This window comes from Streptomyces sp. NBC_00846 (assembly GCF_045207325.1).
Lineage (GTDB): Bacteria > Actinomycetota > Actinomycetes > Streptomycetales > Streptomycetaceae > Streptomyces.
This window is the reverse complement of record NZ_CP108846.1, coordinates 5,219,775-5,234,126: the sequence shown is the minus strand read 5'-3', so window position 1 is coordinate 5,234,126 and position 14,352 is coordinate 5,219,775. Positions and strand designations below refer to the sequence as shown.

The window sequence follows — 14,352 nt, the reverse complement described above, 5'->3', positions numbered from 1 at the left end:
ATCGTATGACGCCGATCACGGAGGTGGAGGGGCGGCGGCTGGCGCTCAGCAATCTCGACAAGGTGCTGTATCCGGCCACGGGAACCACCAAGGGAGAGGTGCTCCACTACTACGCGACCACCGCGGCAAAGGCCCTGCTGGCGCATCTGCGCGGCCGGCCCGTGTCCTTCCTGCGCTATCCGGACGGGCCGGACGGGCAGCTTTTCTTCACCAGGAATCCGCCGCCGGGTACGCCGTCCTGGGTACGGACCACCCAGGTGCCGCACCAGGAGGACAAGCAGGCCGGACAGGTGGTCGTGGAGGATCTGGCCTCGCTGATGTGGGCGGCCAATCTGGTGGTGGAATTCCACACTCCGCAGTGGCGGGCCGAGGCGCCCGGGCTCGCCGACCGAATGGTGTTCGACCTGGACCCCGGTGCGCCCGCGACCGTCGTGGAGTGCTGTGCGGTGGCGTCGTGGCTGCGCGGGCGGCTGGCGGCGGACGGGTTGCCCGCGTACGGGAAGACCTCCGGGTCGAAGGGGCTGCACCTGCTCGTACCGCTGGAGCCGACCCCCGCCGATCGGGTGTCCGCGTACGCGAAACGGCTGGCCGTCGAGGCGGAACGGGAGCTTCCGGAGCAGGTCGTGCACCGCATGAGGCGGGCGTTGCGGCCGGGGAAGGTGTTCGTCGACTTCAGCCAGAACGCGGCGTCGAAGACGACCGCGACCCCCTACACGCTGCGCGCCCGGCCCGAACCGACCGTCTCGGCGCCCGTCACCTGGGCGGAGATCGAGGCGTGCCGGACGCCGGAGACGCTGGTCTTCCTGGCCGGTGACATGGCGGCGCGGCTGGAGCGGTACGGGGATCTGCTCCGGCCGCTCACCGATCCGGACCGGGCGCGACCGCTGCCGGCTGCGCGGTAGTTGTAGTGACACGGGTGCTCCGTGGCGGGCATGGGTGTTCTGCGCCAGGGTTCGGGGCCGGAGCGGATGGCGTGTCGTATGTGCCGTCGAGGCGGCCGGAATTCGCCCTCACGGCCGCATAGCGCATGGTGGACGATCTTGTCATGTCCGTAAGGAAGTGACCGTATGTGGCGGGCGGAGCTTCCGAACCGTGGTGCACACTCCTCGCAGACACTGCTTCGTGGAGTTGCGTGGGGAGGCGATGGCGTGTTCGCAGGGATCGACGAGGTCGACTGGGCCTCGATGGAGCATGCCTACGGGCCTGCCGATGATGTGCCGGCGATGCTGCGGGGCCTCGCGTCCGACGATCCGGCGGAGCGCGAGACGGCACTGGACGGTATGTACGGGGCCGTTCACCATCAGGGCGATGTGTACGCCTGCACGCTGGCCTGCATTCCTTTTCTGTTCGAGCTGGTCGTGGATCCGGGGATTCAGGACCGGGGCAGCATCGTCGAGCTGCTGACCAGCATCGGCGGCATCGACCTGGACGAGGACGACGAGGACGAGATCGACGAGGAGGAGATCGAGGGCGCGGCGAACTACGCGATGGCGGCGACTGCCGTCACCGCGTGCGCCGGGGTGTTCTGCGAGCTGATGGCCGACGAGGACCCGGGGGTGCGGCTCTCCGCTCCCCTGGCGCTCGCCACCCTCCACAACCGCCCGGCGCGGGTGCTCGCGCTGCTGCGGGAGCGGCTGCCGGTGGAGCCGGCCGAGGAGGTGCGGCTCGCCCTGGTCGAGGCCGCCGGGCGGGTCGCTCTGCGGCATAGCGGGCTGGCCGGGCAGGCGGCCGGCTGGCTGTCCCGGCTCGCCGGTGAGGGGTTTTCGCCGGGGCTGCGGCTCGCCGCCCTGGCCCAGTTGGCGCGGTGTACGCCGGACGCGCTGCCGGGTGATGTCGTACGGGTGGTGACGGGGCTGCTGCGGCAGTTGCGCTCCGCGCCCGCGCGCCGGTCCGGGGCGGCCACCACGACCGACGACCGGACCGGCGCGGTCGGCGCCCAGGCCGGTGCGATCGACGCGGCCGGGGCCCAGGCCGAGGCGGTCGGCGCGGCCGGGGCCCAGGCCGAGGCGGTCGCGGCCGTTGACGCGCACGCCGCGCCGGTGGGGACCGGGGAGCCGTCCGCCGAGGAGCGGGCCGCGCCGGTGACGCTGGTGGGGCAGCTGCGGGCGCTGTCCGACGAGGAGGCCTCGGGACGTACCGCCCCCTGGACGGCGGATCTGCTGCGGACGCTGCATGTCGGGCTCGACGACCGGGTCGCCGAGCGGACTGCTCTGCTGGCGGACCAGCTGCGCAGCCCCGATCGGCGGCAGCGGATCGACGCGCTGCGGATGAGCAGCGGGCTGATCCGGGTCTGGCGCGGTTCGTACGAGGAGCTGGTCCGGCTCGTCGGTGAGCAGCTCGCCACGCCGGAGCCTCAGCTGGCCGGGGCGGCCGCACATGTGCTGGAGGAGCTCTTCGGGCTGGCCGCGCCCGCCGCCGACGCGCTGGCCGCGCGGGTGGCGGCGGACCCCGATTCCTGGGTGCAGGCCTGGCCCAGCGGCCCCACCGGGCTCGGCAGCGCGGTGAAGGCGCTGGCCCGGCTGGGCGATGCGCGAGCCGTGCCCGCGCTGGCCGCGGCACTGGAGCGGCCCGAGGTGCCGCACGACATGGGGTTCGCCGTCGGCCACCTGGGCGCGGCGGCGGCCCCGCTGGCCCCGGCGCTGCGCCGCAGGCTCGGCGAGGTCCGTCTCGACGAGGCGGCGTACGACCTGGCGGGCCCGCTCCTCGCGGGGCTGACCGCGCTGCGGGCGGGCGAGGCGACGCCGGAGGTGCTGCGGGTGCTGCGCGGCGCGCCGGAGTACCGGGGCAGGCGGCTGCGTACGGCGGCGCTGCGGGCGCTCGGCTCGTTCGGGCCCGCCGCGCACAGCGCCGCACCGGAGCTGCGTACGCTGCTGCGCCGTCCCGGGTCCGTTTTGGCGACCGAGGCCGCTCAGGCGTTGTGGGCGGTCGACGGGGATGCCGACGCCGTGCTGCCGGTGCTGATCGAGGGCCTCCAGGCGGAGCGCGTCCACGAGCGGCGCTCCGCGGTGAACGCGCTGGGCAGGCTCGGGACGCGGGCGGCGTTGACCGCGCCCCGGCTGCGCGCGCTGCTGCGACACGAGGAGCCGTGGCTGCGGGTGGACGCGGCGGTCGCGCTGTGGGACGTGTCCGGGCGGGCCGACGAGTCCGTGCCGGTGCTCCTGACGGCCTGGGAGCGGAATCGTCATGTCCGGGTCCGGGTGGCGGAATCCCTGGCGCGGACGGGGGTCACTGGTGCAGGGTCGGACGTGGCGCACGCGCTGCGCGCCGAACTCGCCTCCGTACGCCGTCACAACGCGATGGACGGCGGATACGGCAGCCACGACACATACGAGGACGAAAAGCTGCTGGCGCTCTGTCGGCAGGCTCTTCTGGGTGATACGGGGAAAGGACCCACAACATGATCATTTTCGGTACGCGGGGATATCTGTACCAACTGGCCATCCTGACGCTGGTCTGCGGCTGGTGCGGCAATCCGGCCGCGCACACGCTGCGCAAGCGGGTCACCAAGTTCACGCTGTTCTTCGTGCCGCTGTTCCCGTTCTCGACGAAGTTCGCGACGCAGTGCACGTTCTGCGGCGGTGAGCAGCAGGTCCCGAAGGAACAGGCCGAACAGTTGCTGGCGCAGCATGCCGCCGCGCAGAACGGCAACCCGTTCGGACAGGGGCAGGGGCCCACGCAGGGGCAGCCGGGCTACGCGCCGGGTGGGCAGGGCCAGAACCTTTCCTAGGCGCTTCTTGCCGTAACGGCAAGGATAATTGCCGGCGGCGCGGTGGCCCGGCTCACGCTCCCCGCGTACGCACGACCGGACGACGAGGCGGCGGCGGAGCGCCGGGACGATCCGGGATCCGGGCGGCAGCGCTGAGATGACGGTGCGTCTGCGTCTGCGTCTGCGTCTGCGTCTGCGTCTGCGTCTGCGTCTGCGTCTGCGTCAGGTAACCGCCGACGCCCGCCGCCGGACAGAGCGCACGAACACATCGGCCGGGCCCATCGGCCAGGCGCATCGGCATCGGTTGCCGGCCCGTCATTCCGACGGACATACCCGCTATGACATAAGGGAAATAGACACCACCTCTTGCTACGTTGCCTGGCATGACCGCAACGACGGCGGACGCACCCCCGCCCGATCTACGTCTGCCCAAGCGGCGCGGAGTCGAGCTCCTGCTCCTCATCGGGGCCGTCCTCATCCCCGTCTACGGCTACGCCGCCGTCGGCCTGGCCCGGAACGGAGTGGTCCCGCCCGACATGGCCGGTTACGGCGCGGGCCTGGGGCTGCTCGCCCTCGTCGCCCATCTCGCGGTCCGGTTACGCGCCCCGTACGCCGATCCGCTGCTGCTGCCCATCGCCGTACTCCTCAACGGCCTCGGCCTGGTGCTGATCTACCGGCTCGACCTGGAGACCCCCAAGGACCAGGCTGCCCCCACCCAGCTGATCTGGTCCACGCTCGGCGTGGGGCTCTTCATCGCGGTGGTCGTCTTCCTGCGCGACCACCGGGTGCTCCAGCGGTACGGCTATCTCTCGGTCGCCACCGCCCTGGTCCTGATGATCGTGCCGATCTTCTTCCCGGCGGTGAACGGCGCCAAGATCTGGATCCGGGTCGGCGGATTCTCCTTCCAGCCCGGTGAGTTCGCCAAGATCCTGCTCGCGGTGTTCTTCGCCGCGTATCTCGCCGCGAACCGCAACGCCCTCGCCTACACCGGCCGCACCATCTGGAAGCTCCAGCTCCCCACCGGCCGGGTGCTCGGCCCGATCGTGGCGATCTGGCTGCTCAGCGTCGGCGTACTGGTCCTGGAACGCGATCTGGGCACGTCTCTTCTCTTCTTCGGCCTCTTCGTGATCATGCTGTACGTGGCGACCGGCCGGACCGGCTGGATCGCCGTGGGTCTGCTGCTCGCCGCCGTCGGCGCGTTCGCCGTCGGCTCCGTCGAACCGCATGTGCACAGCCGGGTCCAGGACTGGCTCGATCCATTCGCCTCCATCAATGCCGGTCAGGGCCCCGGCCAGCTGGCCCAGTCGCTGTTCGCGTTCGCCGCGGGCGGGATGCTCGGCACCGGGCTGGGGCTCGGCCACTCGATCCTCATCGGATTCGCCGCCAAGTCCGACTTCATTCTGGCGACGGCGGGCGAGGAGCTCGGCCTGACCGGGCTGACCGCGGTCTTCCTGCTGTACACACTGCTCGTCGCTCGCGGCTACCGCGCCGGGCTCGCCCTGCGCGACCCCTTCGGACGGCTGCTGTCGATCGGTCTCGCCTCGATCCTGGCGCTCCAGGTGTTCGTGATCGCGGGCGGGGTGATGGGGCTGATCCCGCTGACGGGCATGGCGATGCCGTTCCTCGCACAGGGCGGTTCGTCCGTCGTCACCAACTGGATCATCGTGGCGCTGCTGATCCGGGTGAGCGACCAGGCCCGCAGACCGCACCCCGGCCAGGTGGACACCGGGATCATCGCGCCGGTGACGGAGGACGAACTGTGAGCCCGTACCCGCGCACGACGATCCCGTGCCCGTCACGAGCCCCGGAGGCCAGGCCGTGATCCGCTGCATCCGCCGGGCCGCCGCGCTCCTGCTTCTGCTGCTCGTGGCGCTGCTGCTGAACGCCGCCCGTGTCCAGGTCCTCGACGCCGACAGCCTGGACAGCAACCCCGCCAACCGCCGCCTCACGATCGCCCGTTATCACCAGCCGCGCGGCAACATCCTGGTCGGCGGCACGTCCGTCACCGGCTCCCGGAACACCGGCGAGCAGCTCGCGTACGAGCGCACGTACCAGAACGGCCCGCTGTACGCGCCCGTGACCGGCTACGCCTCGCAGACGTACGGCACGACCCTGATCGAGCACGCCGAGGACGGCATCCTGTCCGGCACCGACTCGATGCTCGCCCCGTTCCCGCTGTGGAACGAGATCACCCGCAGCCAGCAGCCCGGCGGCGATGTCGTCACGACCATCAAGGACTCGATGCAGCGCGCCGCCTACAACGGGCTGGGCGGGCGGCGGGGCGCGGTCGCCGCCGTCGAACCGTCGACCGGCAAGATCCTGGCGCTGGTCTCCACCCCCTCGTACGACCCCGGCCGGCTCTCCGGAACCGGTTCGACCGTCACCGACGCCTGGCTGCAGCTGAACGCGGCGAAGAGCCAGCCGATGCTCAACCGGGCGATCCGGCAGACGTATCCGCCGGGCTCCACCTTCAAGATCGTGACGGCGGCGGCGGCGCTCGACGCGGGCGTCGTCACCGATCCCGACGCCGAGACCGACACCCCGTCCCCCTATGTGCTGCCGGGTACGACGACCACGCTCCCCAACGAGGCGGAGGGCTGCGAGAACGCCCCGCTCGCCGAGGCGATCCGGGTCTCCTGCAACACCGTGATGGCGGAACTCGGGGTGCGTGTCGGCCTGAAGGGCATGGTGGACGCCGTGCGGAAGTTCGGCTTCGACGACACCGGGCTGAAGATCCCGTCGGGGGTGGCGAAGAGCAACTTCGACACGAAGATGAGCGACGACCAGCTGGCGCTCTCGTCGATCGGGCAGTTCGACACGTCGGCGACACCGCTCCAGATGGCGATGGTCGCGTCCGCCGTGGCGAACGGCGGCGACCTCAAGTACCCGTATCTGGTGGACCGTACGACCACGAGAAGCGGTTCGACCGTCCACCGCAACGGCTCGCACACCTATCACCGGGCCATGAGCCCGCGGACGGCCGTGCAGCTGCGGCGGATGATGGTCGACGTCGTGGAGCAGGGCACCGGGGCCAACGCCGCGATCGGCGGGGTGACGGTCGGCGGCAAGACCGGCACTGCACAGCACGGCGTCGACAACTCGGGCAGGCCCTACGCCTGGTTCATCTCCTGGGCGCAGGCGCCGAACGCGGGGCAGCCGGCCGTCGCGGTCGCCGTGGTCGTCGAGGACGCCGCCGCGAACCGGGCCGACATCAGTGGCGGCGGCAGCGCGGCCCCGATCGCCCGTTCCGTCATGGAGGCGGCCCTGCGAGACTGACCGCGTGACGGATGCGGGCGGTGGAGAACGCGCTGATCACCGTGCGGCCGAGCCGTCATGCCGGCCGGGCTTCCGGGGCCGGTGGAAGGCGTACCTCCATCGTAGCTGTCGCGAGTGCCCCGTTCCCTCCTGCTGTCGAATGATCTCGGGCCGCCTTTCGCGTCCTACCGTGGGCTCCATGACCGTTCTTCACGTACGCGACCACGGCGGCCCCGACGACGGCCTGCCCGCCCTTCTCCTGCTGCACGCGGCTTCGCGTTCCCTCGCCGACTGGGACGCCGTCGCCCCGCACCTCACCGCCGGCCACCGGGTGCTCGCCGTGGACCTGCCGGGGCACGGGCTGAGCGCCGCCCCGTCGTGGTCGTTCGACGCGGTACTGAGCGACCTGGACGAGACCCTCGCCGCCCTGGGCGTCACCGGTGGCGTGGTTCCCGTCGGGCACTCGCTGGGCGGGATGGTCGCCGCGCTGTACGCCGCCGAGCGGCCGGGCCGGGTGCCGGGGGCGGTGAACCTGGACGGTTTCTGGTGGGGCACGCCCGCGCAGTACCCGGGGTTGGACCCGGACGAGGTGGCGCGGCGGCTGGCCGATATCGGGGACCTGGCCCGGGCGTCGGCGGGGCAGCGGATGCCCGCGGAGTACGTCGAGCAGCAGGCCGAGTACAGCACGGGGCTGGGCATCCCGTACGAACGGGCCAAGGCGTCGTTCCGCGCGAGCGTGCGGGAACTCCCGGATGGCGGCTGGCAGTTGCTGCCGGAGCGGGAGTGCGCCCTGGAGATGCTGGATGCCATGGACGCCCTCGACCTGTTCGCGCTGTTCCGTCGCGTCCCCTGTCCGTTGCTGCTGGTCCGGGCGCTGCACCGGGTGCCGCCGACGCCCGGCCTGGAGTGGCTGGACAAGCTGATGGCGGCGTACGGCCACGGCCTGGCCCGGGATCTGGCGGTGCTGGTGGCGGAGCGGGAAGGCGTGACGGCCGAGGGCATCGGGGCGACGCACGCGATGCTGCTGGAGGTACCGGAGCAGGTGGCGGAGCTGGTGCGGGGATTCGTCTCGCGGCTCTGAGACCCGGGTCCCCGCCGGCCGGCCACTTCGCCCTCAGTCCCCGGACGGGCTCGTTCCGCCCTCGGCTATCGCCTCCTCGACCTCGGCGACCCTGGCCTGTTCCTCCGCCGCGAAACGGTCCCGGTCCAGTTGCTCGGCCAGCTCCTCGTCCTGGGCCATCAGCAGGTCCAGGCTGGAGTCGCCGAGTTCGAGGACGCCCATGTCGACGTACGCCTTCTGAAGCCGTTCGCCCCACAGGCCGATGTCCTTGACGCACGGCACTATCCGGCTGAACAGCAGCTTGCGGAAGAGCTGCAGGAACGCTGACTGCTCGGAGAGTTCCTCGGCCTCGCGCTTGCCGATGCCGAAGTTCTCCAGCACCTCGACGCCGCTGAGCCGGTCGCGCATCAGATAGCAGCCTTCGATGACGAACTCCTCGCGTTCGCGCAGTTCGGCGTCGCTCAGCTGCTTGTAGTAGTCGCGCAGCGCCATCCGCCCGAAGGCGACGTGCCGGGCCTCGTCCTGCATGACGTACGCGAGGATCTGCTTGGGCAGCGGCTTGGTCGTCGTGTCGCGGATCATGCCGAAGGCGGCCAGGGCGAGGCCCTCGATGAGGACCTGCATGCCGAGGTACGGCATGTCCCAGCGGGAGTCGCGCAGGGTGTCTCCGAGCAGCCCCTGGAGGTTGTCGTTGACCGGGTAGAGCATCCCGATCTTCTCGTGCAGGAACCGGCTGTAGATCTCCGCGTGCCGGGCCTCGTCCATGGTCTGGGTCGCGGAGTAGAACTTCGCGTCCAGGTCGGGGACGGACTCCACGATCCTGGCCGCGCAGACCATGGCGCCCTGCTCACCGTGGAGGAACTGGCTGAACTGCCAGGCGGTGTAGTGCGTGCGCAGATCGCCCCGGTCCTTCTCGGTCATCTTCGCCCAGTGCGGCGTGCCGTACAGGGCGAGGACGTCGTCCGGGGTGCCGAGCGGGTCGGCGGGATCGACCTCCAGGGACCAGTCGATGCGCTTGTTGCCGTCCCACTGTTTGTCCTTGCCCTTCTGGTAGAGGGCGAGCAGGCGTTCGCGGCCGTCGTCGTAATCCCAGCTGAAGCGGGCCGCGCCGGAGGCGGGCACCTGCCAGAGCGGTGTGTCCGGGGCGGTGGTGTAGAGGTCGTGTGTCGACACGGTCGGCTCCTGTTCGCCTTGCATGGACCGACAAGTTCCATGGCAGTTCGGTCAGTTGCTTCAGATACTTCACTTGCCTCACTTGGCAGGTTCACACGTTGGTAGACGCCGGGTCAACAAGTCGCGCACAGGGGATTGACGGCATTACTGACGGGGAGTCTCATAAGAAGTGACCGCCGGTAACCCCTGGGTGAGGTGCCTCCAGCCATGACGACAGTGACCGAACGCGACGTGCAGTTGCTCCGCGACGCACTCGGCCCGCTCCGGGACCGCGAAGAGATCGCCGAGCGACTGCTCGCCTCCTCGGCCAAGCACTCCTTCGACCCGGACAAGGAACTCGACTGGGACGCGGCGATCGAGGACGGCAAGTGGTTCTGGCCGCCCGAGCTCGTCTCGCTCTACGACACCCCGCTGTGGCGGCGGATGTCCGAGGAGCAGCGGATGGACCTGTCCAGGCACGAGGCGGCGTCGCTGGCCTCGTTGGGCATCTGGTTCGAGATCATCCTCATGCAGCTGCTGGTCCGCCACATCTACGACAAGCGGGTGACCAGCAACCACGTCCGCTACGCGCTCACCGAGATAGCCGACGAGTGCCGTCATTCGATGATGTTCGCCCGCATGATCACGTGGGGCGGCTCGCCCGACTACCCCGTACCGCGCGTCTATCACAACCTCGCACGCGTGCTGAAGACCGTCTCCACCACGCCCGGTTCGTTCGCCGCGACGCTGCTCGGGGAGGAGATCCTCGACTGGATGCAGCGGCTGACGTTCCCGGACGAGCGCGTCCAGACGCTGGTGCGCGGCGTGACCCGCATCCATGTCGTCGAGGAGGCACGGCACGTCCGGTACGCCCGCGAGGAGCTCCGCCGCCAGATGGTGACAGCCCCGCGCTGGGAGCGCGAACTCACCCGGGTGAGCTGCGGAGAGGCGGCCCGGGTCTTCTCCGTCTGCTTCGTCAACCCGCAGGTGTACGAGAACGTCGGCCTGGACCGCCGCGAGGCCGTCGCCCAGGTGAAAGCGAGCGGCCACCGGGCGGAGGTCATGCAGAGCGGCGCGAAGCGGCTGACGGACTTCTTCGACGACATCGGGGTGCTCAACGGGGTGGGGCGCAGGCTGTGGAAAAGCTCGGGCCTGCTCGCCTGACCCGACGCCCCGTTGCCCGGGCGCCCGCAGCGCATACGCTTCATGGCATGACCACTGCCGCGCCGCCGACCCGTGCGTACCGAAGGCTCAGCGTCGAGGAGCGCCGCACCCAGCTCCTCGGTGCCGCCCTCAGCCTGTTCGCGCACCGGGCCCCCGACGAGGTCTCGCTCGACGAGGTGGCGACGGTCGCCGGAGTCTCCCGCCCGCTCGTGTACCGCTACTTCCCGGGCGGGCGGCAGCAGTTGTACGAGGCGGCGCTGAGGTCCGCCGCCGAGAAACTGATCCTGTGCTTCAGCGAGCCGCCCGTGGGGCCGCCCACCGAGCGGGTGCTGCGGGTGCTCGACCGTTATCTCGCGTTCGTGGACGAGCACGACACCGGTTTCAGCGCACTGCTGCGCGGCGGGAGCGTCGTCGAGACCTCCCGTACGACGGCGATCGTCGACGAGGTACGGCGGGCGGCGGCCGAGCAGATCCTGCTGCACCTCGGCCGGGGCGACGCGGGCACGGGGGACGGGGCCGGGTCCCGGCTGCGGATGATGGTGCGCACCTGGATCGCGGCCGTCGAGGCGGCGTCCCTGATGTGGCTGGACGAGGGGAAGCAGCCCGCCGCGGCCGATCTGCGCGACTGGCTCGTCGACCAGCTGATCGCGCTGCTGGCCGCGACGGCGGCGAAGGACCCGGATACCGCGTCGGCGGTGGCGGAGCTGCTGCCGCTGGAGACCGCGGCGGGTCCGGCAGGTCGGCTGGCGGAGCGGCTGATCCCGGTCGTCGGCGGAGCGGCCCATCTGCTGCCCGAGGGCTGATCGGTCAGACTGGCTCCGTGAGAAGCGAGAACACCCCCTTCACCGGCGGCCCTCTCGACGGACGGGTACTGCCCGTCCTCGTCGGCCCGACCGGTCATCCGCCCAAGTGGTACGAGGTCCCGGTACCGGCCGCCGACGGCGGGCCCCCCACCGTGTACGCGTACCGCCGAGTCCCGGCCGGTCACTCCAAGCGGCTGGGAATTCCGCGCGGCTGGGTGTACGAGTACGTCCCGGAGGGCCGTGTGCGGCACAGCCCCAAGTGGCCCTGGTCCAAGCCCGACTGAGGGTACGGGGCCCGGTGCGGCCGAGGGGCCGGTCTAAGATCGACGCTCTGGTGCCGGGCACGGTCAGCAAGGGGGTGCGCCATGGAGGCGCTGCGTCAGGACGATCCACGCCGCATCGGTCCGTACACCGCGTTGGCGCGGTTCCGTGAGACCGCGAGCGCCGTGCAGTACGTCGCACACGACGCGACCGCCGGCCGGGACGGGGGCGCCACCGGCCGGCCCGTGCTGCTTACCGTCGCCCGTCCCGGACTCGCCGCGCTGCCCGCCTTCCGGCGCCGTTTCCAGGCGGAGGCCCGCACGGCGGACCGGCTGGCCGGCGGCTGGGTCCAGCCGCACCTCGACCCGCCGGCGGATGACGCGGACGACGGCCTGCTGTGGACGGCCGGCCCCTACGTGCCCGCGCTGACACTCTCCGAGGCGATCGAGGTCGTGGGCCCGCTTCCCGAGCGTGCCGTGCGGATACTGGGCGCGGGCATTGCCGAGACCCTCTCCCGCGTGCACGCCACCGGATCCGTACTCCAGGGCCTGGCCCCCCGGACAGTGCTGCTGGCCGAGGACGGGCCGCGGCTCACCGCGTTCGGCCCGCTGGCCGCCGCGGCCGCCGCCGAGGCCCGCCCCGGCGGGCAGTTGTCCGTACGGCTCGCCTACCTCACCCCGGAACAGGTCGAGGGCGAGGAGCCCGGACCGGCCTCCGACCTCTTCGTGCTGGGCCTGCTGCTGGCGTACGCGGCAACCGGCACGACCCCGCTCGCCGACGGGCCGGCCGCCGAGGGCGCCGAACGGATCGCCCGCACGGACCCCGAACTCGACGCGGTCCCGGCGGAGTTGCGCGACCTGATCGCCCGCTGCCTGGCGAAGGACCCGGCCGACCGGCCGACCGCGGGAACGGTGGCGGCGGAGCTGGCACTGGAAGGCGCGGCGGGCCTGGCGAAGGGCGGCTGGCTGCCGGGGCGGCTGGTGGCCGAGGTGTCGGAACAGGAGCTGCGCGTAAGAGAGTTGGCCGAGGCGGGACAATCGACGGATGCGCCGGTCAGCGACCAGGCGGACGGGGCGGTCGCCGAGCGGGCCGCCGGCCCCGTCGACGGACCCGTGGGCACGGTCCCGGCCGGTGAGCCGACCGACGCACCCGCACCCGCCGACGCCCCGTCGGGCGCATCGGCCGCGGCACCCGTCGGCGGAGTCGCCCTGGAACCTGCGAACACCACCGCCCCCGCACCCGCAGGGGACACCCGAACCACGCAGCTCGGGGACATCGGGCGCCATGTACCGACGACCGACCGGCCGACGACCCAGTTGTCCGTCCCGCGCGAACTCCCCGGCCCGCCTGCCGGGCCCCCCGCCGGGCCCCCCGCCGGGCTCCCTGCTGTGCTCCCGCCCGTCGCGCCGATGCCGCCCCACCCGCTCCCGGTCCCCGTAACTCCGGCACCTTCCCCCGCCCCCGCCTCCGGCTCCGCCGCGCTCGGTCGGCGCGGCCTCCTCATCGGGCTCGCCGCCGGGGCCGCCGGGCTGGTGGTCGGCGGAGGCGGGGTGCTCGCGTTCGGGTCCGGCGACGGAGGCACGACCGACGATCCCAAGCCCGCACCGAGCCACAGCGGTGCCGCCGTCGCGGGCCTGCCGCCGCAGCCGCGTTGGGTGTACCGGCACCCGGCGGCCGAACCGCCGCCGCTCACCGCCGCCCTCTGGAACGACCGGCTGCTGGTCGTGACCAGCGAGCAGGGGGCGGCCGGCATCGATCTGCGTACCGGCCGCCGGGTCTGGGAGAGCGCGGACGCCGCGAAGGGGCGCGCCGCCCTGCCGGCGGGGAAGGACCTCTGCTTCGTCGCGGGTCCGACCGAGTTCCTGTGGCTGTCGTCGAAGGACGGCAAGGTTGTACACCGGGCGGGCTACGCCGACCAGTTCACCGACACGCCGGGCCTCGTGGTGTCGTACATCGCGGGCACATTCGGTCCGGTGGTCTGGTTCACCGGGTCCCACAAGGTCACGGTCAAGGCCCCGCCCCCGAAGAAGGGCAAGAAGCGCGGCAAGGACACCCAGGCCGTCAGGTCGTACCTCTGCGCGTACGACGTACTCCAGCGCAAGGTTCTGTGGCGGACCCCCGTACCCACCGGACGCGGACCCGCCGCCCCCGTGTACCGGCTGATCGCCACCGGGCAGGACGATTTCGTCGTATGCCAGAGCGCGGCCACGCTCACCCCCGGTGAGGTGAAGGCCGCCAAGGGGAAGGCCGTCTTCCGGAGCTTCGACCAGAAGACCGGGAAGCAGCGGTGGAGCCGGTCGTTCGGCACCATCACACCGGACGCGGCGGCTCTGGGCGACGACCGGGACGTGCTGTACGCGGCCGTGGGCGACGACCTCCAGGCGTTCGAACTTCCCACGGGCAAACCGAAGTGGACGCTGAACGGCACCACGGGGACCCCGTACGGAACCCCCGTGGCCACCGGCACACTGCTGCACACCACCAACCGCAACCAGGAAGTCGGCGCGGTGGAACGGGAGACGGGCCGACTGCGCTGGCGACGCTCCACAGAGGCCGCCGCCGGAACCACCGCCCCCGCGGTGACCCTCAGCACGACGGGCCGGACACTCCTGGCCGCGGACGCGTCCCAGGTCACCGCGTTCACGGCAGCGGACGGCCGCCGGCTGTGGAAGTTCCAGGACATCGGCGCCCAGGACCCGAAGGGCCCCACGGTCACCGCCCCGTACCGGGTGCTGGTGTCCGGTACGACCGCCGTCATCCAACGCGACCGGATCTTCTACGCGTTCCCGGTCGCCTAGATGAATGAGTCCAGGGGCTCGTAGTCATGGGCCGCCGGCGAGCGGTGGCCCGTGTCGCTGCCATCGCTCGCCCAGCGCGTGCAAGGCGTGCCCGCCGTCCTCGCGGTCAGCGGCAACCACGTGACGCGTGCTCAGCAACTCGGAGGACTTCTC

The 14,352-nt window shown here is 71.8% G+C and carries 11 protein-coding genes; 10 read left to right on the top strand and 1 reads right to left on the bottom strand.

Going from position 1 to position 14,352, the window contains the following annotated elements:
• Nucleotides 1–5: 5 nt before the first annotated feature.
• The 6 genes from ligD to OG936_RS24210 all read left to right on the top strand — a co-directional run bounded on the left by ligD (nt 6) and on the right by OG936_RS24210 (nt 8,042).
• Nucleotides 6–902, top strand: coding sequence for a non-homologous end-joining DNA ligase (gene ligD, locus OG936_RS24235; RefSeq protein ID WP_406497404.1), 897 nt, complete (start codon nt 6–8; stop codon nt 900–902).
• Nucleotides 903–1,148: 246 nt separating this feature from the next.
• On the top strand, nt 1,149–3,401 hold the full coding sequence (locus OG936_RS24230) for a HEAT repeat domain-containing protein (protein ID WP_406497403.1): 2,253 nt from the start codon (nt 1,149–1,151) through the stop codon (nt 3,399–3,401).
• Nucleotides 3,398–3,727 (top strand): zinc-ribbon domain-containing protein, encoded by a 330-nt coding sequence (locus OG936_RS24225; RefSeq protein WP_406497402.1) that lies wholly within the window; start codon nt 3,398–3,400, stop codon nt 3,725–3,727. The genes OG936_RS24230 and OG936_RS24225 overlap by 4 nt, the downstream gene beginning before the upstream one ends.
• Nucleotides 3,728–4,089: 362 nt before the next feature.
• Nucleotides 4,090–5,469, top strand: a complete 1,380-nt coding sequence (locus tag OG936_RS24220) for an FtsW/RodA/SpoVE family cell cycle protein (RefSeq protein ID WP_406497400.1) — start codon at nt 4,090–4,092, stop codon at nt 5,467–5,469.
• 55 nt (nt 5,470–5,524) lie between these two features.
• A complete protein-coding gene (locus OG936_RS24215; RefSeq protein WP_406500583.1) occupies nt 5,525–6,982 on the top strand; it encodes a penicillin-binding transpeptidase domain-containing protein in 1,458 nt (485 codons plus the stop codon).
• Between the two features lie 178 nt (nt 6,983–7,160).
• A complete protein-coding gene (locus OG936_RS24210; protein WP_406497398.1) occupies nt 7,161–8,042 on the top strand; it encodes an alpha/beta fold hydrolase in 882 nt (293 codons plus the stop codon).
• Nucleotides 8,043–8,075: 33 nt separating this feature from the next.
• On the opposite strand, the gene OG936_RS24205 is transcribed toward OG936_RS24210, so the two are convergent.
• On the bottom strand, nt 8,076–9,194 hold the full coding sequence (locus OG936_RS24205) for a ferritin-like domain-containing protein (protein WP_406497397.1): 1,119 nt from the start codon (nt 9,192–9,194) through the stop codon (nt 8,076–8,078).
• A gap of 207 nt (nt 9,195–9,401) precedes the next feature.
• Here OG936_RS24205 and OG936_RS24200 point away from each other — a divergent pair, with 207 nt between their 5' ends.
• The 4 genes from OG936_RS24200 (at nt 9,402) to OG936_RS24185 (ending at nt 14,199) form a co-directional block, all read left to right on the top strand.
• Nucleotides 9,402–10,337, top strand: a complete 936-nt coding sequence (locus OG936_RS24200) for a diiron oxygenase (protein WP_266905448.1) — start codon at nt 9,402–9,404, stop codon at nt 10,335–10,337.
• A gap of 47 nt (nt 10,338–10,384) precedes the next feature.
• Nucleotides 10,385–11,140: a TetR/AcrR family transcriptional regulator gene (locus tag OG936_RS24195; protein ID WP_406497395.1), complete on the top strand. Its 756-nt coding sequence runs from the start codon at nt 10,385–10,387 to the stop codon at nt 11,138–11,140.
• 17 nt (nt 11,141–11,157) lie between these two features.
• Nucleotides 11,158–11,424: a hypothetical protein gene (locus OG936_RS24190; RefSeq protein WP_406497393.1), complete on the top strand. Its 267-nt coding sequence runs from the start codon at nt 11,158–11,160 to the stop codon at nt 11,422–11,424.
• Nucleotides 11,425–11,505: 81 nt separating this feature from the next.
• Entirely contained in the window at nt 11,506–14,199 is a 2,694-nt protein-coding gene (locus tag OG936_RS24185; RefSeq protein WP_406497391.1) for a PQQ-binding-like beta-propeller repeat protein, read from the top strand.
• Nucleotides 14,200–14,352: the final 153 nt, after the last annotated feature.

What these genes read in the sequence shown, in the direction of transcription:
- ligD (WP_406497404.1), top strand. Translation starts at nt 6, where the DNA reads ATGACGCCGATCACGGAGGTGGAGGGGCGGCGGCTGGCGCTCAGCAAT.
- OG936_RS24225 (WP_406497402.1), top strand. Translation starts at nt 3,398, where the DNA reads ATGATCATTTTCGGTACGCGGGGATATCTGTACCAACTGGCCATCCTG.
- OG936_RS24220 (WP_406497400.1), top strand. Translation starts at nt 4,090, where the DNA reads ATGACCGCAACGACGGCGGACGCACCCCCGCCCGATCTACGTCTGCCC.
- OG936_RS24210 (WP_406497398.1), top strand. Translation starts at nt 7,161, where the DNA reads ATGACCGTTCTTCACGTACGCGACCACGGCGGCCCCGACGACGGCCTG.
- OG936_RS24200 (WP_266905448.1), top strand. Translation starts at nt 9,402, where the DNA reads ATGACGACAGTGACCGAACGCGACGTGCAGTTGCTCCGCGACGCACTC.
- OG936_RS24195 (WP_406497395.1), top strand. Translation starts at nt 10,385, where the DNA reads ATGACCACTGCCGCGCCGCCGACCCGTGCGTACCGAAGGCTCAGCGTC.
- OG936_RS24185 (WP_406497391.1), top strand. Translation starts at nt 11,506, where the DNA reads ATGGAGGCGCTGCGTCAGGACGATCCACGCCGCATCGGTCCGTACACC.